Consider the following 19,974-nt stretch of genomic DNA (forward strand, 5'->3'; position numbering starts at 1 on the left):
ACAGCATTTAAGGAGCATCACATGGCGTTGTGGGGTGGCCGGTTTGAATCCGGTGCAAGTAGTATGTTTAAACAGGTTAACGACTCGCTTCCGTTTGACCAAGTTATGGCAAGCCAAGATATTCAAGGCTCTATCAGTTGGTCGCGTGCGCTGCAAAAAGCAGGCGTATTGACCGTTGACGAACAAGTCCAGCTTGAATCGGCACTGAGCGAGTTAAAAGCGAAAGCTGATGCAGGTGAATTAGACTTTAACGCATCTAGCGAAGAAGACATTCACAGCTTTGTTGAGGCTGCGCTTATAGAGAAACTGGGCGACATTGGTCGAAAGCTTCACACAGGGCGAAGCCGAAACGATCAGGTTGCTACCGACTTTCGCCTGTGGGTACGTGAACATATTGCCTCACTTCGCGCTGATGTTTTAGGTGTGATCAAATCGCTGCTTAATGCCGCTAGCCGTCATCAAGAAGCGATCATCCCAGGTTACACCCACTTACAGCGTGCACAGCCTATTCACTTTGCACACTGGTGCTTAGCGTACGTTGAAATGCTAAAGCGTGACTTAAGCCGTTTAGACGACCTTAAAGTCCGCATGAATCAATGCCCTTTAGGCTCTGGCGCATTGGCAGGCACTACGTTTCCTGTAGATCGTCACGCCATTGCTAAAGAACTAGGCTTTGATTCTCCGTGCCTCAACAGCTTAGACGCTGTATCTGACAGAGACTTTGTGCTTGAGCTTTTATTTGTAGGCAGCACTAGCATGATGCACTTGTCACGTCTTGCAGAAGATATGATTTTTTATAACTCTGGTGAAGCAGGGTTCTTACAGTTAGGCGATAGTGTGACCTCAGGTTCATCGCTTATGCCGCAGAAGAAAAACCCTGATGCACTAGAGTTAATGCGCGGCAAATGTGGCCGAGTGTTTGGCTCTTTGCAGGCGCTATTAGTTACCATGAAAGGCCTTCCTCTTGCTTATAACAAAGACATGCAAGAAGACAAAGAAGGTGCTATCGATACGGTAAATCAGTGGCACATTTGTTTATGCATTGCCAGCGAAGTGCTTGACTCGTTACAGCTTAATGAAGAACGCTGCCGCGTCGCCGCAACCCAAGGTTTCTCTAACGCTACTGAGCTTGCCGATTACTTGGTAGGTAAAGGTGTGCCGTTTAGAACAGGCCATGACATTGCGGGGCGCGTTGTGCTTCAGGCTATCGACAAAGGCTGTGCCATTGAAGATTTGTCATTAAGCGACATGCAGGCGATTTGCGACAAAATTGAAGACGACGTATACCCGATATTACTGCTAGAGTACGGCGTGAATCAACGCAATATCTTGGGCGGTACCAGCAAAGAAACCGTGACGAAAGCACTGTATCAAGAGCTGGAAGACTTAGATAAGCAAGGGTAACGACAAGGAACGGCTTAGATGGTATTAGCGCATCATGACGGCATAAAACTGTTTCGCAGTTCACTGCCCTATATTAATGCTCATCAGGGAAAGACCTTCGTATTGATGTTCGGTGGCGAAGCCATTGAGCATCCTAATTTCCCCAATATAATTCACGATATTGCCCTGCTTAACAGCTTGGGTGTGCGTGTGGTAGTGGTGCATGGTGCCCGCCCGCAGATAGATCAGCGCGTTACGCTTCGCAACATCGAAGGTCGCTTTGAAAGTGGCGTACGCATAACCGATAAACAAACCCTTGAGTGCGTGAAAGATGCCGCCGGCTCGGTACGTTCTCAGGTGGAAGCCCTACTTACCATGGGGCTTCCCAACTCGCCTATGCATGGCTCGCAAATACGCGTGTGCTCGGGTAACTTGGTGGTTGCAAAACCGATGGGCGTAAGAGGCGGTATAGATTTTGAAAACACAGGCTTAGTGCGTCGAATTGATACCACCGGCATTAACGATCATTTAAACGATGGCTCAATTGTGCTGCTTTCGCCTATGGGCTATTCATCGACAGGTGAAGTATTTAACTTGTCTCACGAAGATGTGGCCACACAGGCGGCTATTGCCCTTAAAGCTGACAAGCTTATCGTATTCTCGAACTTCGATGGCGTATATAACCGCGAAGGTCGTTTACTTCGCACCATTGAACGCCCTCAGTTAGAGCAGTTGATGATGGCGGGCGATATTACCACCGAAGACACGGTTTTAAGCGCCCTTACCACCAGCGTGGCTGCTGGCGTTCCTCGCGCTCACTGCATCAGCTTTGAAAAAGACGGCGCATTGCTACAAGAGCTTTTCACCCGCGACGGTACGGGCTCGCTTGTGATGGAGCACCATTACGAACAACTGCGTGCAGCCACCATAGAAGATGTGGGCGGTATCTTAAAGCTAATAAAACCGCTAGAAGAAAGCGGCGTGTTAGTGAAGCGTTCTCGTGAGCGTTTAGAAAGCGAAATTAACCAGTTTATTGTGATAGTGCGCGACGGCATGATCATCGCCTGTGCAGCCTTGTATTTATACCCTGAAGATGGCTGTGCAGAATTAGCTTGTGTGGCGACCCACCAAGACTATCGCGGCAAAAATCGTGGCGAACGGATTTTAGACGAAGTGCGAGCGCGTGCTAAAGAAGCCGGTATAAATAGCATTTTCGTACTGACCACAGTTACCGCACACTGGTTCTTGGAACAAGGGTTTGAACCTGCAGATATCGGTGTATTACCGGCCGTAAAGAAAGAGCTGTATAACTTCCAGCGCAATTCTAAAGTATTTACTCTACCGGTATAAGGCCTTACACACTAAGCTAAATCAATTAAGATGTTTCCTTATTGTTAATTTGTAAGGAAACGTCCCTCACCTTTTCATATCATGTTGAATATATTAGTGTTATGACTACGTTTATTACTATCACTAACACCAGTAAATGGGTATATTAAACTATTCGCCTCGGTGAATTATTTGCAACACTCTAGTATTAAACTTATTTAAAACGTCAGCGGTTTACGAGTGATTTCTCGAACAACAAGAATTATAAAGCACTATCTGTTATTTGATGAAGATAACCTAAGAACTCCCGATGCTAATGTATGGCGTCTTAGTGTGCTGCGCACTATTCTACTCATAGGCATTGTCCTTACCTCGGCCATCGTGGCGCACTCTTCATACACTGCGTATGTACAGGAACTTTATTATGTTATGTACTTAACGCTAAGCTTCACCGCGTTTCTCTTCGCAACACTTTTATTAGGCCTGAAGCACGTAAAGTTTGCCTCTGCGTGCCTAGTGGTTGCGGTAGTTGGAGCCTCACTGTGCATACTCTTTTTCACTATAGACTTAGAATCGGCGCGTTACGGCCTACTTTTGTTGTTCACACTGCCCATTATCGTTCGCATTTTATACGGAGTGAAGGCTTCTATTGCTACCATGCTGCTTAATCTCATTCCGTATTACTTACTGCTGAACAATACACAAATGTCTCCTTTGTTCGGCGTTGATATTACGTTGCCCGATACCCACACGTATTTGGCTTCTCTGATTTTCTTGTTCTTCAATTTTTGTATCCCAATGGCGGTGTTACGGGTTATGTCGTCACTAGAGAAACAGTCTGAGCACAATTTATTACAAAGCAAAAAGCTTAATATGCTCGTTAGCCGTTACCAGGAAATTTTTAACAACGGTGGCACCCCTTCTTTCTTTTGTGATGAACAAGGACGAATAATTCAGGCAAACAAGGCTGCAAGAGCGCTAGTCAAAAAGTACCGGCCAGAGAGCAAGTATATTCAAGAACTTTTCTCTTTGTCTCACCCCATCACAAAGGGCGTGAACCAGCACGCTTCCATTTGTAATGCACCCGAAAGAGAATTTAAACTTCAACCCGCTAGCCTTGAGCATCATAAAAAACAGCTCATACACTGCCATGACGTGTCAGCTAATAAGAAAAGCTTGATGGAGTTTGATGCGTTTAAGAAGCAGCAGTATGAGAAGCACTACTTTAATGAACTAACTGGCCTTAAAAATCACCACTTTTGGAAAAGAGCGGAATCAAGCGAGAGTATTTTAAATCGACACATTGTTTTGTTGAAATTGGCTAACCTCAGAGAAGTGAATTTGCAATACGGTTACAGTCAGGGTGACCAGTTACTTTTAAGCGTAGCGTCGCTATTACAAAGCGAATTCGCTAGTGATGTCGCGGTTTACCAATTCCCTGGCGCTAAATTTTTATTTGCCGTAAACGGCAAACACCTTTCAACGCAAACTATTGAACATTATCTAGAACGTCGATTGCCCACCAGCACAGTTGTCAATTCAGCGCAAGGCAGCGTAGAACACCCGCTTAAATGGCGTGCGGGGCATTATCATATTAGTCGTGAAATTAGCCTAGATGCTGCCGTCGAATGCTGCGCAATAGCGTTAACCCAAAGCGATGATTTCGCGCCATACATCTCATTCAGTGTTAATACAGTAAAAACTATTAGAGAAAACACGCAACAAAAAGATAAGGTAAAAGCCCTTCTTGATAACGGATGCCTTGCCTTGTATTTGCAGCCTCAGGTGTCGCTCTCTGGTATTACTGTGGGCTACGAAGTACTGGCTAGATTGATAGAGCCAACATCCGGGACAATTCTTCAACCATATCAGTTCCTGCCTTTGGTTGAAGAAAACAAATGGGAAGTACTGTTCACGCAAAAAATTATCGATGGCACCTTGGCACTTTTAGACAAGTGGCCTAGCAACCTAGCAAAAGTTCCTTTGGCGATTAACTTGTCAGGGCCAGAATTACTCAGCGACCTCTTTTATGAAAAGCTCTTACGTCGGTTTTCAGAGACTCCAGAACTCGGTGATCACCTTAAATTAGAGCTAACAGAGACATCTGTATTAGCCAGCCATAATGAAACTAAACGACGCTTAACGTCGTTAGCAAATGTGGGGGCAACCATTATCATTGACGATTTCGGAACCGGCCACGCTTCACTTTCACAGCTTATTGATATGTCTGCCAGCGTTATAAAGGTAGATAGAGAGTTTGTTGAGAGTGTGGAAACATCTGAGCGGCATCGCAAAATTGTTAAGATGACCTTAGACCTTGCTAAGAGTTTAGAAATGCAGACCATTGCAGAAGGTGTGGAAACACAGGCGCAGTTACATGTACTAAAAGATATGGGGTTTACTATTTTTCAAGGCTATCTATTTGGAAAACCAGCACCTATTGAACATTGGGTTGAGACCTCAAAAGCTCTCGCCTAATTACATCAAAATAATGACTCGCACTCAATCATGCGTAATTATCAAAAATTGAAATAGTCATACTATTGCAAATCTTAATAATCGTCGCTTTACTGGTATGACCAGACGCACAATGTAAATTAAGGTATGCCTTGTGAGCAAGACTATAATAGAGGACATTCAAGTGGTTTGTGAAGATGGCACTCATCTGACAGCTTCACTCTACACATCACAATCCCCTGCCATAGCGGCAGTCATGGTTGGACCCGCAACAGGTATTAAACGTCAATTTTACAGTGCATTTGCCACTTATTTATGTGAGCAAGGATACGGCGTAATCACCTTCGATAATCGAGGTATTGGCGGTTCAATTAGAGGCAGTGTTAAACAAAGTGATGCGTCGTTGGTGACGTGGGGCGAGCAAGATATGCCAGCGGTGCTCGAAACACTAAAGATTCACTTCCCTAATGTGCCGTATTTTCTTGTTGGTCATAGTGCTGGTGGTCAGCTGCTGGGTTTAATGCACAATGTCCAAGACCTCACTGCCTTCTGTAATTTTGGTAGTTCATCAGGTAGCCTCAGAAACATGCGTCAAAGCTATCTGCTTAAAGCTCACTTCTTTATGAATGTTTATATTCCCATGAGTAATTTGCTATTTGGTCATACTAAATCTCAGTGGGTAGGCATGGGAGAGCCACTACCTAAAAAAGTGGCGCGCCAATGGCAGAAATGGTGTAACGGTAAAGGCTATGTAAAAACAGGCTTTGGCAGCGATGTCAACCAGCATTACTACAACACCATTCAGATTCCTTCTAAGTGGTTACTCGCTAACGACGACGACATTGCTAATATTCGCAACGTTCACGATATGATCAGCGTTTTCCCCAATATGGAAGCAGAAGTTGAGGAACTAGACCCACAGGCCCATAACGTAAAAGAAATAGGCCACATGAAGTTTTTCTCACGAAAATGTCAGCACCTATGGCCCAAAGTTACCGAGTATTTCAAGCAATACGTGTGAAAACGCCTTCGAATGAGCGCTTTTTTCAAAGCGCTCGAACTCAATGCAAGTGCCTGGGTTACACACTAAACGAGTGTATAAATTCTTCCTTCGTTTGAGGGGATTTGACCTTGTTGATGCTGGCTAAAGTCATCTTGTAACGTGCTCAACCCTTCACGCTCTTTCACGTTCAACCAACTTGCGCTCCACGCAATGGCCTTTGATACAAAGCCGCTACTCAATTTCTGGTACTCAGCAGCCCCAATCTCAGACATACGCCGCTGTATATGAGCAGGAGCAAAGAAGAATTCCTCGTCGCTTGAGGGCTTAACGTCCTGCCAATGTGTAAGCCCAACGTTGATGTATCTTGTTAGATGCGCACCAAGTCTATGTTTGATTGATGCATTGACCTGTGCACTACCTGACATGTCGACCACAACAGTGCTTTTCAATTGCAACGTTTCCAGTTGTTCGTAGCTAATAACGGTGCTGTATACACCCAACGTTTCTAGGGATGCAATACGCTTTTCAGAGGTTACTCCTATTGCTTTCATGCCGGCTTCTTTTAACGCAAAAGCAAGCCCTAAACTGGTTTTGCTTGAAGCACTTAGTACTAATAACTGTTCTCTTTGTGACGCAGGTATAGTATCGACCTCTTCTGATAAACAGTAAGACGTTGCATAGAGCGGCCACAACAACATCTGAAAGTTTTCTTGCTCGTGCTGCTTGGCGTTAACTTCAGCGCTAGCATCGGCCGCATGTGCAGGAAGAGGGCGATAGACGTTATAACCTTGGGGCAACTTCAAGCGATGAGGGCTACAGTCTATTAAATTGTTGTTTGTCATCGTTGTATTAGCCATAACCAGATACTCAGCGGGCGGGAAATAGCCTAAAAAACGACGTCCAACTTCTACCGAATCATTATTTGAGCTTATTACTTGGCCCACACCCCATACTGGAATGACACCCCAATTTTCATTACTGCTGGTGTTAATTGCTGGAAAAAACTGCCAATAACCAAGCCTGTCACCCACCATATAGTAGGTTAGGTTATTGGCAGTAAACGCGAACCTTTCAATTTTGATTACTATGCTTTTTGTGTTCTCAGTATTCTCTATTTGCGCGTTATCGGGGCTACCTTCTGCCTGCATTATTCGAAAGCAGTTTGGGTTTATTTTGTCTATTTGAAACTGTTTCATCGTTATTTATAACCTTTTAAAGTTGTCCGCTCGCTTTTAAGCCCTGTATGTAAGTCATCAGCTTTTGCATGGCCGGTACCGCTGCTTCTTTCAAACGCCCTAACACCTGCATTTTTTGCATATCGTCCTTTGCCACGCCGTGTACTATTTTTGAAAAGCCATCTAGTCGACATTGGTAGATCCACGCTTTAAGCGCTGGGTCTTCACCCCAAATTTGCATGTTTCGTAACATGGCGGCAGTCATTGGTAACCAATCGACGTCGCGATTAGGTAGCGGGACCACTTGTGTCAGCATTTGCTTTTGACGTTCATCGCTATAAGCGGCCTCAACGTGGGCAATAAGTGCGGCACTAAAAACAGGTTGATAAGCACGCACTGTTTGAGGGGTGATGGTGTCGCCATCGAACACCGCTTTCATCTCTAAGTTAGTTAGCGCTGAAGCAGAGCAGTCAATAACCAGCGTGTTCTCTGGCATCTTCCATGTTGTGTTGTTAAAACGCAGTTCTTCGCGGCTGATATGTTTAACACGACCTTGTCTAACGACAGATGAAAGCGTTTGTAAGGCTTTAAGTTCTAATTCGCTTACCGTTGCACCGTGAAACATACTGGGTCTTACTTTCTTATCAATACGCAGTAAAACGCCCCGCTCTTCCAATTTGTCGAACATATCCTCGAAGCAACTTGACGCAGCAATAGCTTCCATCTGATTAGCTTGTGCCCCAATAGAATCAAAGAAAAAGTCACCCAAAGGCTGCGTATTTTTTCGGTTTAGTAACCATGCATCTCGCGATACTACCCAGTGGATATTATGCGGGGCGACGTGATTTTCGAGCAGCCATAGGCAGGTATCAATCCCCGTTTTACCACCGCCGACAACCACATAGTTGTTAAAGCCTTTGATATTTTCAACCACGGTATTAACCGGCGTAAAGGCAACGTCGTCGTCGCGGGTAAAGCTTGGGGTATGGGTAAGCGGAATATTAGTGTTTAGATAAGTGGCATCAACAATTTTTTTGTTAACCGTAACGTTATAGTGCTTGCCACTTAAGGTTGAAACAAACTGTTTATTGCCCTTATATTCGCAAAGCGGGTAATACTGCACTCGGTTTGAAGGTAAAAAGGTTTCGTTCATTACCGCATCGAAATACGCACTCACTTCTTGGCCTGAAGCTAACCCCATCAAGCCTTCATTCAATCCTGTTTTATCAATAACGCCACGATTTAACTCTTTTGAACATACTCCATAAAAAGCTGAAGGCTGGTGCAGGGTGACGAAGGGATAAGCATAGTTCCAATGCCCTCCGGGCTTCGCGTTTTTATCTACAATCAGAATGTTAGCGTTAGTTTCGTGAAGCAGTACATCAGCAAAAGCCATCCCTACCGCGCCAGCACCAACAATTAAATAATCGCAGGTTAATTGCTCAGTTTTCATATATAGTGTCCTTATGAATAACCTGCGGGCAGGCAGGTTAAGTGTTAAACCAAGAGATATAACGGCGTTATAAAACCACTTTACATAACGGTGTTATATTGCGCAACATGTAAATGATGTGTAAATGAAAAAAGATACGCGACAAAAGATCTTAGACGCTGCCTCAGCACTGTTTTTGAAAGGCGGAACGAACGCACTTAGCGTGCGCGCTATTGCTGATGGTGCAGGTATGTCAACTATTGGTATTTATAGCCATTTCAAAGGTAAGCAAGGTATTCTAGATGCGCTGTACATTGAAGGTTTCGAACTGGTCGAGCGTGAAATGCTGGCGGCAGATGGCAATACTGCAGCAGAAAAAGTGATTAATGGCTGCGAGCGTATTTTGACGTTTTCAGAAACCCATGCTGCCCATTACCGGCTAATTTTTGCTTCAAATTTGAAAGACTATACGCCATCAGATGAAGCTATCGAGGCGGGTGAAAAAGCGTTTATCACGCTGACAAAGCTTACTGCCGCGTTAATTAAAAAGGACCTGTCTGTTGAAGAAAAACAAGATGTGGCTATGCAGGTGTGGGCGCTAAATCATGGTTATATTACGTTGAATCAGCACGAAATTAGCAACCGTATTACTTGGAACAATTGGAAAGAACGCGCGCTTCAGGCCATACGACTGCACGTTTACGCTCTCGTCGCTACCCAGTAGCAGACCGGGGTCAGAGTACTTTTTAATAAAGTACTCTGACCCCATTTACTCTATTCGCTGGCTACCGCCTTTCTTACTCGTGCGCCGTAGTCGCTATCAGCTAGGTCGTATTGCACGAACATGGCTTCTTGGACATCCTGCGTAGCCTGGCTTAGGCCATCTGCGATATTGTTTACCAACTGCTGCTTTTGATCTTCACTCATAATGCGGTACAAGTCACCTGCTTGTGAATAGTTATCTTCGTCACGGTTATCATAAATATCTAACCATGCATCTTGCTCTAATGGCATCGGCGGCTCTTGGACCTCTGGCGCTTCAGCAGGCTCTCCAACTCGCGCGCGGTTGTTTGGATAGAAGTTCGCTCCACTTCCCGCAAGTGCTGGGTTAATCCCTGCAAAAGCGCCGTCTCGCTGGTAATTGTGAACAGGGCAACGCGGCGCGTTTACCGGAATTTGATTGTAGTTCGCACCAATACGGTATCTGTGTGCATCTTGATATCCAATTAGTCGCGCTTGAAGCATTCTGTCTGGCGACGCACCAATACCTGGTACCAAATTGCTCGGCGCGAACGCTGCTTGCTCAGTTTCTGCAAAGTAGTTATCAACATTGCGGTTTAACTCCAACTGTCCTACTTCAATTAACGGAAAGTCGCTGTGCGGCCATACCTTGGTCAGATCAAACGGGTTGATTTGATAATTACGTGCTTCCTCTTCGGTCATAATCTGCACGTTCACTGTCCACGATGGAAAATCACCGTTATCAATGCTTTCAACCAGGTCTTGCTGGGCACCAAAGGCAGGCATTTTTGCTGCTTCTTCGTTAGAAAGCGTTTTGATACCTTGGTTCGTTTTAAAGTGCCACTTCACCCAATAGCGCTCACCGGCGTTATTCCAAAAGCTTAAAGTATGTGAGCTATAGCCATTCACGTGACGATAGGAAAGCGGTATACCGCGGTCAGACATCAAAATCGTTGATTGGTGTAGTGACTGTGGGTTGTTCGCCCAAAACTCATAGACCGCTTGTGGATCTGGCAAATTAGTGCGCGGGTTCTTCTTTTGACTGTGAATAAAGTCAGGAAATTTGATACCGTCTCGTAAGAAGAATACTGGGGTATTGTTACCTACCATGTCCCAGTTTCCCTGTTCGGTATAAAACTTCACTGAGAAACCACGGGGATCACGGGCGTAATCACTTGAATCCTGTCCCCCGCCTACCGTAGAAAAGCGCAAAAACACATCGGTTTGCTGCCCTTCTTTTTGCAGGAAGTCAGCAATAGTATAATTAGACAAACTTTTAGTTAGCGTAAAAGTACCGTACGCTGCGCTGCCCCGGGCGTGAACTACGCGCTCTGGAATTCGCTCGCGATTAAAGTGCGCGAGCTTCTCAAACAAATAATGATTGTCGAAAGTAACCGGCCCGCGTGGACCCGCCGTTCGGCTTTGATTGTCATTAGCAACGGGCGCACCATTGCTAGACGTTAGCGTAGTAGAGTTTATAGCTGAACCTGAAAATGGACACTTACTCATTGCGAATTCCTTCTATTTTGTTTCTCTGCCACCTTTTAGCCTTGCTAAAACTAGGCTTTATACGTGATTGACGAAGCCTCACTAATCACGTATTTCGTTTAAAAGAATACTCGCCGATTCGATTAAGCAATTAAAGTTAACAAAATAGATAGTCCTAATCGTGATTTTAAATCACGCTCAATTATTTACTGCTCGAAGGCAGATTATAAGCATCAGAGGTTAATAGGTTGCGGGGCGCTTAAACCAGTATGGCTTTTCTATTAAAGCGCGTATAGCGAGCATACAGGGCCAGACAAGGCGTATTACTTTTTTGCAATTAAGGTCTGGCATGAGTCTTAGTTCGTAATCAAATCATATCAATGTTAAAAACTAATAAGGTTTGAATGATGACAAAGCCGCTCACCTTCATTACTGGTTTTTTAATGCTGTGCATTATCACTTTTGCGTCTTGGAAAACCTTTGAAATATTAAGCCATTTCGACGATAAAAATGACGAGCTTACTTTTATGGGCAGTTCGGGTTGGCAGTGGCATGACAAATCACTGGGACTTCAAATAAAGCGAGTCGATGGCTATTTGCCTGCGCTGAGAAAAGTATCCGAGAGTAAAGAATATGCATCACTCGTGACTATTACCGAAAAGGGCGGCTATCGAGGTTTTGTATTTTTTGACCAAGATTGCGAAGAAGGCGCAGTTGTCACTGAGCATGTAACATACAACGACACTGAACAGCCAGGGCTTGAGGTGCTTCATTGTCTTCACGGAAAACTCGTGTATATGAAAACTTGGCCAGCTGCCCCCACCGAACGATGGCGAGGCCGCGTGGGCAACTTTGAATTCAACGAGGCCCTGAATGAGCGGGATTTCACTCCACTTCAACAAGCCTATTTAAAGAGTGTGGCTGAGCTCATCTAAAAATTGGGGTCAGAGTACTTTTGGGTGCCGCTTTTTATCGTTGCCCGTCTTTAGCCGTTCCGATGCAAAAAAGTGATTAACATAACTAAAGTACTCTGACCCCGTCATTTGAGTAATGTACTCTGACCCCTTTATTTAGGTGTTGGTGAGTGCGTCGTCGATATCTTTTGCACTGTGGCGGTTTTCTAACTGGCCATCGTCACCCCACGTCTTGTTGACGATGCGGCCACGTTTAACGCCTTCTCGCTGCTCTAGTTGCTTTGCCCAACGGACCAAATTAGTGTACTCATGCACCTGAAGGAAAGTCGCTGCGTCGTATAAATTGCCTAGCACCAAGTTGCCGTACCATGGCCAAATAGCCATGTCGGCGATACTGTACTCACTACCTGCCATGAACTCATTGTTTGCTAGGTGCTTGTCTAGCACATCTAGCTGACGCTTAGTTTCCATGGTAAAGCGATTGATAGGATATTCCATTGGATAAGGCGCATAGCTGTAGAAGTGCCCGAAACCACCGCCTAAGTAAGGCGCTGACCCCACCTGCCAAAACAGCCAGTTGAAACATTCCGCCTTTGCATGGGCGTCTTGCGGAATGAACTTACCGAATTTTTCCGCCAAGTAAACTAAGATTGACCCCGACTCGAATAGCTTGGTTTCTGGCGACGTCGTCGTGTCGACCATAGCAGGAATTTTACTATTCGGATTAACGTCAACAAACCCAGAAGAAAACTGATCGCCCTCACCTATATTAATTAGCCAGGCGTCGTATTCTGCTTCGCTCACGCCAGCAGCCAGCAACTCTTCTAGCATGATGGTAACTTTCTGGCCGTTGGGTGTGGCTAATGAGTAAAGCTGCAAACCATGTTCACCATTAGGGCGTGTTTTTTCATGGGTAGCGCCTGACACAGGACGATTAATGCTGGCCCACTTGTTGCCATCATCCTCAGCCTGAGTCCAAATTTCGGGTGGTGTGTAGTTACTTTCTGTCGACATAGCAATTCCTTTAAATAACGTTGTCGTTAAGGTTAGTGCAATACATAGCTACTAAGAACAGCTTTTAAATACTTATAGCTCAACGGTGTCGACTAATAAACGGCGATATACGTTTATTAACATAAAAAGCCGCGCTTTGGCTTTATCCAGAGCGCGGCCTTATGAATAAAAGGCGAGCAGTCCATTGCCCGCAAACTGGAACTATTCAATGGTTACCAACAATAATTATGGCAATATCGATAGTCTGTAAAAAAGGGGAGACGTGAATCAATTAAACATCGTTATTGGTATCAATTGGCTCAACATTATCCAAATAAGTTAACGTTTCACGTCGCTCATCCGCTGAACTTTGTAAAACCGTATTAGTTGCCGTTTTATTGGCGTCTTCATCTTGTGCGGCAACTTCCGCATTGGGTGCATCACAAGCAGAGAGTGTTGTAAGAGCAGCCATAACTAATGACGTAGAAAATGAGCGCTTAATAATTCGCGCGTAGAAAGGACTTGCCTTGTTTTTTAACTTGGTCATCATCAACACCTCTTGCTCCCTGATGTATTTATAGGGAGGTATATCAATCATTGTGCCAATTAAAAATAACCTCTAAATATCAAAGCTTTAATCAAATAACAAAGATAACAAGTGTGACTAATACGAAGAAAATGTTGCGCATAGGTAACACCATATTACATTTGATTGGTGTTCGGCCGCGAAATGGATGAAGTTCGAGCGGTTAGGCGGTTGGTTACTTCGGTTTTTGAGTTTTAAGTCGTGGTAAAAGCGTTGTTCACAAGTACAAAAAAAGCAGGCTTAGCCTGCTTTTTATAACGTTAATGGATACTAGATGCTTACCCGCTTGTAAGGGCGGTATTCTGCTTTCCAGAAGTTGCGCTCAATGCTGGCGCGCAGTGCATCGTCAGACATCTCAAGCGCTAGCCCTTGCTCCATAGCAACTTTACCTACTTCAAATGCAATCTCTCGACTAATTTCTGCGATCGCAGCAAGTGGTGGTAATAGTGAACCCTGCCCCGTGTTGACTAATGGCGACGCTGAAGCAAGAGCGTTACTTGCGGCCATCAACATTTCATCACTAATAAGCTTCGCTTTAGATGCAACAACACCAAGACCAATGCCAGGGAATATATAAGAGTTGTTGCATTGCGCGATAGGAAATATATTGCCATTGTACTCAACAGGTTTAAACGGACTACCTGTAGCAATGATCACTTCCCCCTCAGTCCATTCAATAACTTGCTCAGGACGCGCCTCTACTTGGCGTGAAGGATTACTTAACGGGAAGATGATTGGCAGTTCACAGCCTTGTTTCATGGCACGAATAACTTGTTCAGTGAACAAGCCTGGCTGGCCTGAAACACCAATAAGTACGTCTGGCTGTGCGCAGTACATAACGTCTAGCAGTGACGCGTAATCTCCACTGAAGGTCCAATCAGCCAAGTCTGCGTTTTTCTGTTGAAGTTTTTGTTGGAAGTCTCGTAACCCTTCCATGCCTTCACTTACCAAGCCAAATCGGTCAATCATGAACACTTGCTTACGTGCTTGCTCGTCAGTCAGGCCTTCGAACACCATTTGTTGAATGAGCATTTCCGCTATACCGCAGCCTGCCGAACCCGCCCCCACGAAAACGACTTTCATGTCGCGTAGTTTTTGCTGCTTAGTTTTACATGCCGCCAATATAGTACCGAGGGTGACAGCTGCTGTACCTTGTATATCGTCATTAAAACAGCACACGTTGTTGCGATAGCGGTTTAATAACGGCATAGCGTTTGGTTGCGCAAAATCTTCAAATTGAATCATGACATCAGGCCAACGTCGCTTCACCGCGTTAATAAACATATCAACGAATTCGTCGTATTCTTCCTGTCCAATACGCGGATGGCGCGCACCCATATACATCGGGTCGTTTAGCAGCTTTTCGTTATTAGTACCCACATCTAACATGACAGGCAAAGTATATGCTGGGCTGATACCGCCGCATGCAGTGTACAGCGACAGCTTTCCAATAGGGATTCCCATGCCACCAATACCTTGGTCTCCCAAACCCAGAATACGCTCGCCGTCAGTAACAACAATCACTTTCACTTTGCGTTTAGTGGCATTACGGACAATGTCGTCGAGCTGGTGACGTTCTTCATACGACACAAACAAACCACGCGAACTGCGGTAGATATCAGAAAACTGCTCACATGCATCACCTACTGTCGGGGTGTAGATAATGGGCATCATCTCATCGATGTGCTTTTGAATTAAGCGGTAAAACAAGGTTTCGTTGTTGTCTTGAATGGCGCGCAGATAAATATGTTTGTTTAACGCCTCATCGAAGCTGCTGTACTGCATGTAGGCGCGTTCAACCTGCTCTTCGATGGTTTCGTACCTAGGCGGCACCAAACCGGTCAGGTTAAACGCCGCGCGCTCCCGCGCTGTGAAGGCGCTGCCTTTATTCAGTAGGGGGGTTTCCAGCAATGAAGGGCCGGCATGTGGAATATAAAGATATCGCTGTGAATCTTCTGACATTGGTTTTCCGATAATTTGTTCAGGCAAATACATCACCTAAGCCTGAAGCGGCACGCGCACAACGTGCCTGTTAGTAATTAGAATATTTCTTCTGGCTCAGGCGCAGTAGTCGTATCCTGCGTGGCCGGATCCAATACTTCGTCATCGCGAACGTAAGTCGTTGGTTCAGTGCCCTGCAGGAAATATTCGAATAGTGTCGTATGGTCTGTCCGTCGGGTCAACTTTCCACTGGTACGATCAATGCGAACCCGCACGATATTTTCTGGTACAGGCATTGGCGTGTGAGGTTTATCTTTTAACGCCTCTTGCATGAATCTAATCCAAGCTGGCTCCGCTGCTTTAGCGCCATCTTCAATGCCAATCATGGCATTGCCTATCCAATTAAACTTCTCGGGGTCTTTGTTAATCAAATTTTGATTACGTGTGGCACGCCCCAACTGACGCCCCATATTGTCGAAGCCTACCCACGCTGTTGCCACCAAATCTTTATGGAAACCACTGAACCATGTATCACGCGAGTCATTAGTTGTACCCGTTTTCCCTGCAATGTCAGTACGCTGAAGAATATTACGAGCACGCCAGCCGGTGCCCAACCAATATGTCTTCTTACTCCAGTTTCCATTCGCTCGAACAGCAGTACGCATCATCTCTGCCACTAAAAAGGAGTTTTGAGCTGAAATTACCTGAGGCGCCAACACTTTTTCTTCGCTCTCATCTTCATTGGTATCGCCAAGCAAAATATCTTGATTCAGTTCAGCGGCAAGTAAGGCTTCAATATCCGCTTCTTCGTCTTCAGGTAATATTTCCGGATCGCTTTGATTCTCACAACGATTGCATGCCCAAACAGGGTTTGCTTTCCAAAGTTCATCACCGTTTTCGTCAAGTACCTTGCTAATAAAGTGAGGGTTTACCAAGTAGCCACCGTTAGCGATGACAGACATGCCTCTTACCACTTCAAGCGGCGTGTGCGAACTTGAACCGAGGGACACGGTTTCATCAAGCGGGATGTCTTCTTTATTAAATCCAAAGCGCGTTAAATAATCAGCCGTTTCCCTGAGGCCAACACCGCGAAGTAATCGAACCGACACCACGTTTTTAGATTTACCAAGGGCTTTACGCATTCTGATTGGGCCATCGTATTCTGCTGGCGAGTTTTGAGGGCGCCACGCTACACCTGTAGCGGCGTTCCACTGGTTAATAGGCGCGTCGTTTATAATAGAAGCCAGGGTGTAGCCACTGTCTAACGCCGCTGAGTAAACGAAAGGTTTAATGTTTGAGCCCACTTGGCGCTTGGCCTGCGTTGCTCTGTTGAACTGGCTTTGATAGAAGCTGTAGCCACCAACAACCGCTTCAACCGCACCGTTCTTTGGATTAAGCGCAATAAAGGCTCCGCTTACTTCAGGAAGCTGCGAAATGCGCCATTGTCCTTCTTGCTGCCTGATGTAAATAACCGCTCCTTCTTGAGTGATATCTGAAGCGGTCTTAGGGTCACTGCCCTGCCTAAAGTCCGTAATGTAGTGTCTAGCCCAATCGAGGCCGTCCCACTCTACCGTAATGACTCTTCCATCAACGGCAAGTACATCAATTGACTGTTCATTTACCTTTGTAACCACCGCTGGTAACAGGGGCTTAATGTGAGGGATTTCTTCTAGTACTTGTATAAGTGAATCATTATCCCATTCTTCTCGTGTTATTTTGTTACTTATGTCAACGCTTAGCGAAAGTTGGGGAATTACGTCATCTTTGCCTTCTTGCTTCGGCATATCCCATAAGTACCCCAACGCGCCTTTATAACCATGACGCTCATCATAGTCGTGAAGATTTCTCACTACCGCTCGCTGTGCGGCTAGTTGAAGGTCCGATGTTGCTGTTGCGAATACTTGGTAGCCACCCGTTTCTGCTTCTTCTTTGCCATATATTTCGACCATTTCGTTGTAAATGGTGTCAGCCAAGTACGGTGCATCAACTTCAATTTCGGCACCGTGCTTTTTAGCCGTAATCGGTGCATTGGCGGCTTCATCAAATTGCGCTTTAGTAATATACTTTTCATCTAGCATACGAAGAAGCACGACACGCCTACGCTCGACCGAACGCTGTGGTCCACTAATGGGGTTTAGCAAAGAAGGGGCTTTGGGTAAGCCTGCAATCGTCGCGATTTGCGCTAGCGAAAGTTCGTTGAGCGGTTTTCCGTAATACACTTGCGCGGCCGCACCAAATCCAAAGGCTCTGTGGCCTAATTCAATTTTGTTGAGGTAAAGCTCAAGAATCTCCTGCTTAGAAAGCTCTTGCTCCATGTGCAGTGCTATAAAGATCTCTTTGACCTTTCTAATATACGTTTTCTCTCGAGTAAGGAAGAACCCTCGCGCTAACTGCATGGTTAACGTACTCGCCCCCTGACGCTTTTCGCCTGTTAGCACTAAACTTACCGCAGCACGCACTATGCCGATGGGATCAATACCGTGGTGTTCGTAGAAGCGACTATCTTCGGTTGCAAGAATGGCATTAATTAATTCTTGCGGAACTTCCTCAAGTTTTACAGGGATCCGCCGTTTAACTCCATACTGCGAAATAAGTTTTCCGTCTTTGGTGTAGATCTGCATGGGAGTTTGCAACCTTACATCCTTAAGCACAGTTACGGTGGGTAGGTCTGGTTTGATATAAAAGTAAATACCTACCAGTGCAGCAAAACCAAGAAGGCCTGATAGAAAACTAAATAAAATAAGTGGTTTGATGTACTTCACTGTAACGGATACCAAGACATTTTGTTGAAATGACGTATATTCTATACGTATGTGTTATCTGTAGAACCATACGCACAATACTAATAGAGTAATATTGTACTTTAGAGCAACTACCTTTGAAACTGGACACTTGCACATGAAATCGCTGTTTAAGAAAAAGCTGCCTCCCATTGTGGGCTTAGATATAGGCACGCGTCAAATAAAAGCGGTGTGGTTAGAGCAATCGAAAGACGGGTTTGTCCTTCAAGGCTATGCCTGTGAGCCAATAAACAAAATTGCTTTCTCTGAGCGTGATATAAAGGATTATGAGCCAGTAAGCATTGCCCTCAAAAAAATTCGAAAATCGTTAAAAACAAAATTGAAATTGGCAAATGTTGCTGTCGCTGGTACTTCTGTGATCAGTAAAGTGGTCTATATGGACCCAGAGCAAAGCGATTATGAGTTGGAAAATCAAATTGAAATTGAGGCAGACAGTCTCATTCCTTATCCCATTGAAGAAGTGTATTTGGATTTTGAAGAAATGGGGCCAAGTGCTACTCATACTGGTAAAGTGAATGTCTTGCTTACCGCTGCGCATAAAGACTTGGTAGAGAGCCGCTTGTTACTGGCAAGAGAAGCCAACTTCGAACCTAAGATTGTTGATATAGAAAATTATGCCATCGGCAACGCCATCAACTTTTTCCATTCGCTTCAGGCTGAAGACGTGCCACTTTGCTGCATTAACGTTGGGGCTTCTCTTCTTCAGATATGCGTAGTAAAAAATGGCGATGTTATATACACAAAAGAGCACGCTTTTGGACTTAATCAATTGATTAGCGACATCAGCGCTATCCATATGGTTGAGCGTGAAAGCGCAGAGCGACAGCTAATTGATGGCACACTTTCTGGAAATTGGGTGGAAGATACGCTTCCCATTTTTGCCGCCAATCTTCAACAAAATATAAACCGTGCACTTCAAATGTACATGAGCACACTACATGCACAGCGTCCGACCAAAATACTATTTAGCGGCGGTGCAGCAACTATTGCGCCGTTGGTCGACATTTTAAAACAAGATCTAGACCTTGAAGTTGATTGCTTTAATCCTTTTAGCACTATGTCGATAAATCCTAAACTTGATGTCACAAGACTCAGCAAAGTTGCACCCCAGCTTGCGATAGCCGCAGGTCTAGCAAGCCGGAGCTTTATGCCATGGCACATGTAAATTTACTACCTTGGCGAGAAAAACAGCGTCAACATCAGAAACAACAATACTTAGCAGGCTTACTTGCTGTAGCCGCCATCGTAGGATTAATCTTTTGGTTTATTGGTCAAGCCATTGACCAGCAAATCAGCAATCAAAATTCACGTAACCAATATCTTGAACGAGAAATTGCGGTTTTAGATGCGCAAATTGCTGAGATTAAGAAAGTTAAAGATAGCAAAAATGCCATTGAACAGCGCATGGCATTAATTGAGCAACTACAAGCAAGCCGCAACGTGGCCCCTATAGTATTTGATGAACTTGTCAGACTTGTCCCTCCCGGTGTGTCTTTCGAATCTATGATCAGAAGCAATAATCGCATTAAAATTGAAGGTACAAGTGATTCAAACAATCGCCTTTCCGACTTTATGCGTGCACTAGAAAATTCGAAAGTATTTGTTGCTGCAGAGCTTTCTACTATTAAGTCTGACAGTAGTGCAGCAAGAGCTGTAAGCAACTTTACTCTTACTTTTTCGATAAATCCCAATGTTGCTCCCTTAGAAATTCAAAGTAGTGAGGCGCAATAA

Annotated in this window: 15 protein-coding genes; 8 read left to right on the forward strand and 7 right to left on the reverse strand. The window is 44.9% G+C overall.

The genetic code is table 11. The features are described from left to right. Positions 1-21 precede the first annotated feature (21 nt). From argH to V7R42_RS16960, 4 genes are all read left to right on the forward strand, one after another. The gene (gene argH / locus V7R42_RS16945) at positions 22-1,404 is read left to right on the forward strand and encodes an argininosuccinate lyase (protein ID WP_334021488.1); all 1,383 of its coding nucleotides are present in this window, start codon (positions 22-24) and stop codon (positions 1,402-1,404) included. An 18-nt stretch (positions 1,405-1,422) separates the two neighbouring features. Continuing rightward, positions 1,423-2,733: an amino-acid N-acetyltransferase gene (gene argA / locus V7R42_RS16950; RefSeq protein WP_334021490.1), complete on the forward strand. Its 1,311-nt coding sequence runs from the start codon at positions 1,423-1,425 to the stop codon at positions 2,731-2,733. Positions 2,734-2,952: 219 nt separating this feature from the next. Next, complete coding sequence (locus V7R42_RS16955; RefSeq protein ID WP_334021492.1) at positions 2,953-5,190, forward strand: bifunctional diguanylate cyclase/phosphodiesterase; 2,238 nt, start codon at positions 2,953-2,955, stop codon at positions 5,188-5,190. A 145-nt stretch (positions 5,191-5,335) separates the two neighbouring features. Then, positions 5,336-6,190: an alpha/beta hydrolase family protein gene (locus V7R42_RS16960; protein ID WP_334021597.1), complete on the forward strand. Its 855-nt coding sequence runs from the start codon at positions 5,336-5,338 to the stop codon at positions 6,188-6,190. A gap of 65 nt (positions 6,191-6,255) precedes the next feature. On the opposite strand, the gene V7R42_RS16965 is transcribed toward V7R42_RS16960, so the two are convergent. Next, on the reverse strand, positions 6,256-7,368 hold the full coding sequence (locus tag V7R42_RS16965; RefSeq protein ID WP_334021495.1) for a DUF2855 family protein: 1,113 nt from the start codon (positions 7,366-7,368) through the stop codon (positions 6,256-6,258). 16 nt (positions 7,369-7,384) lie between these two features. After that, positions 7,385-8,800, reverse strand: a complete 1,416-nt coding sequence (locus V7R42_RS16970) for an NAD(P)-binding protein (protein WP_334021496.1) — start codon at positions 8,798-8,800, stop codon at positions 7,385-7,387. A 124-nt stretch (positions 8,801-8,924) separates the two neighbouring features. Between V7R42_RS16970 and V7R42_RS16975 the strand changes: the two genes are divergently transcribed. After that, positions 8,925-9,503: a TetR/AcrR family transcriptional regulator gene (locus V7R42_RS16975; protein WP_039219244.1), complete on the forward strand. Its 579-nt coding sequence runs from the start codon at positions 8,925-8,927 to the stop codon at positions 9,501-9,503. A gap of 50 nt (positions 9,504-9,553) precedes the next feature. Here the strand turns inward: V7R42_RS16975 and V7R42_RS16980 are convergent, their stop codons facing one another. Beyond that, positions 9,554-11,029: a catalase gene (locus tag V7R42_RS16980; RefSeq protein ID WP_334021498.1), complete on the reverse strand. Its 1,476-nt coding sequence runs from the start codon at positions 11,027-11,029 to the stop codon at positions 9,554-9,556. Between the two features lie 386 nt (positions 11,030-11,415). Here V7R42_RS16980 and V7R42_RS16985 point away from each other — a divergent pair, with 386 nt between their 5' ends. Further along, positions 11,416-11,943 carry a hypothetical protein gene (locus tag V7R42_RS16985; RefSeq protein WP_334021499.1) on the forward strand — a complete coding sequence of 176 codons (528 nt, stop codon included), beginning with the start codon at positions 11,416-11,418 and terminating at the stop codon, positions 11,941-11,943. 135 nt (positions 11,944-12,078) lie between these two features. Here the strand turns inward: V7R42_RS16985 and yghU are convergent, their stop codons facing one another. The 4 genes from yghU to V7R42_RS17005 form a co-directional block, all read right to left on the reverse strand. Then, the gene (gene yghU, locus V7R42_RS16990) at positions 12,079-12,936 is read right to left on the reverse strand and encodes a glutathione-dependent disulfide-bond oxidoreductase (protein WP_334021500.1); all 858 of its coding nucleotides are present in this window, start codon (positions 12,934-12,936) and stop codon (positions 12,079-12,081) included. A gap of 271 nt (positions 12,937-13,207) precedes the next feature. Beyond that, positions 13,208-13,465, reverse strand: a complete 258-nt coding sequence (locus V7R42_RS16995; RefSeq protein WP_334021502.1) for a hypothetical protein — start codon at positions 13,463-13,465, stop codon at positions 13,208-13,210. 306 nt (positions 13,466-13,771) lie between these two features. Next, positions 13,772-15,463: an NAD-dependent malic enzyme gene (locus tag V7R42_RS17000; RefSeq protein WP_334021505.1), complete on the reverse strand. Its 1,692-nt coding sequence runs from the start codon at positions 15,461-15,463 to the stop codon at positions 13,772-13,774. A gap of 77 nt (positions 15,464-15,540) precedes the next feature. Then, positions 15,541-18,204 (reverse strand): penicillin-binding protein 1A, encoded by a 2,664-nt coding sequence (locus tag V7R42_RS17005; RefSeq protein WP_334021508.1) that lies wholly within the window; start codon positions 18,202-18,204, stop codon positions 15,541-15,543. 136 nt (positions 18,205-18,340) lie between these two features. Here V7R42_RS17005 and pilM point away from each other — a divergent pair, with 136 nt between their 5' ends. Next, positions 18,341-19,408, forward strand: a complete 1,068-nt coding sequence (pilM, locus tag V7R42_RS17010; protein WP_334021509.1) for a type IV pilus assembly protein PilM — start codon at positions 18,341-18,343, stop codon at positions 19,406-19,408. Then, entirely contained in the window at positions 19,396-19,974 is a 579-nt protein-coding gene (locus tag V7R42_RS17015) for a PilN domain-containing protein (RefSeq protein ID WP_334021511.1), read from the forward strand. The genes pilM and V7R42_RS17015 overlap by 13 nt, the downstream gene beginning before the upstream one ends.

The organism is Alteromonas sp. S015, assembly GCF_036864485.1.
In the GTDB taxonomy this organism is placed as follows: domain Bacteria; phylum Pseudomonadota; class Gammaproteobacteria; order Enterobacterales; family Alteromonadaceae; genus Alteromonas.

Coding starts and splice junctions, on each gene's coding strand:
- argH (WP_334021488.1), top strand. CDS start 22: ATGGCGTTGTGGGGTGGCCGGTTTGAATCCGGTGCAAGTAGTATGTTT.
- argA (WP_334021490.1), top strand. CDS start 1,423: ATGGTATTAGCGCATCATGACGGCATAAAACTGTTTCGCAGTTCACTG.
- V7R42_RS16965 (WP_334021495.1), bottom strand. CDS start 7,368: ATGAAACAGTTTCAAATAGACAAAATAAACCCAAACTGCTTTCGAATA.
- V7R42_RS16970 (WP_334021496.1), bottom strand. CDS start 8,800: ATGAAAACTGAGCAATTAACCTGCGATTATTTAATTGTTGGTGCTGGC.
- V7R42_RS16975 (WP_039219244.1), top strand. CDS start 8,925: ATGAAAAAAGATACGCGACAAAAGATCTTAGACGCTGCCTCAGCACTG.
- V7R42_RS16980 (WP_334021498.1), bottom strand. CDS start 11,029: ATGAGTAAGTGTCCATTTTCAGGTTCAGCTATAAACTCTACTACGCTA.
- V7R42_RS16985 (WP_334021499.1), top strand. CDS start 11,416: ATGACAAAGCCGCTCACCTTCATTACTGGTTTTTTAATGCTGTGCATT.
- yghU (WP_334021500.1), bottom strand. CDS start 12,936: ATGTCGACAGAAAGTAACTACACACCACCCGAAATTTGGACTCAGGCT.
- V7R42_RS16995 (WP_334021502.1), bottom strand. CDS start 13,465: ATGATGACCAAGTTAAAAAACAAGGCAAGTCCTTTCTACGCGCGAATT.
- V7R42_RS17000 (WP_334021505.1), bottom strand. CDS start 15,463: ATGTCAGAAGATTCACAGCGATATCTTTATATTCCACATGCCGGCCCT.
- pilM (WP_334021509.1), top strand. CDS start 18,341: ATGAAATCGCTGTTTAAGAAAAAGCTGCCTCCCATTGTGGGCTTAGAT.
- V7R42_RS17015 (WP_334021511.1), top strand. CDS start 19,396: ATGGCACATGTAAATTTACTACCTTGGCGAGAAAAACAGCGTCAACAT.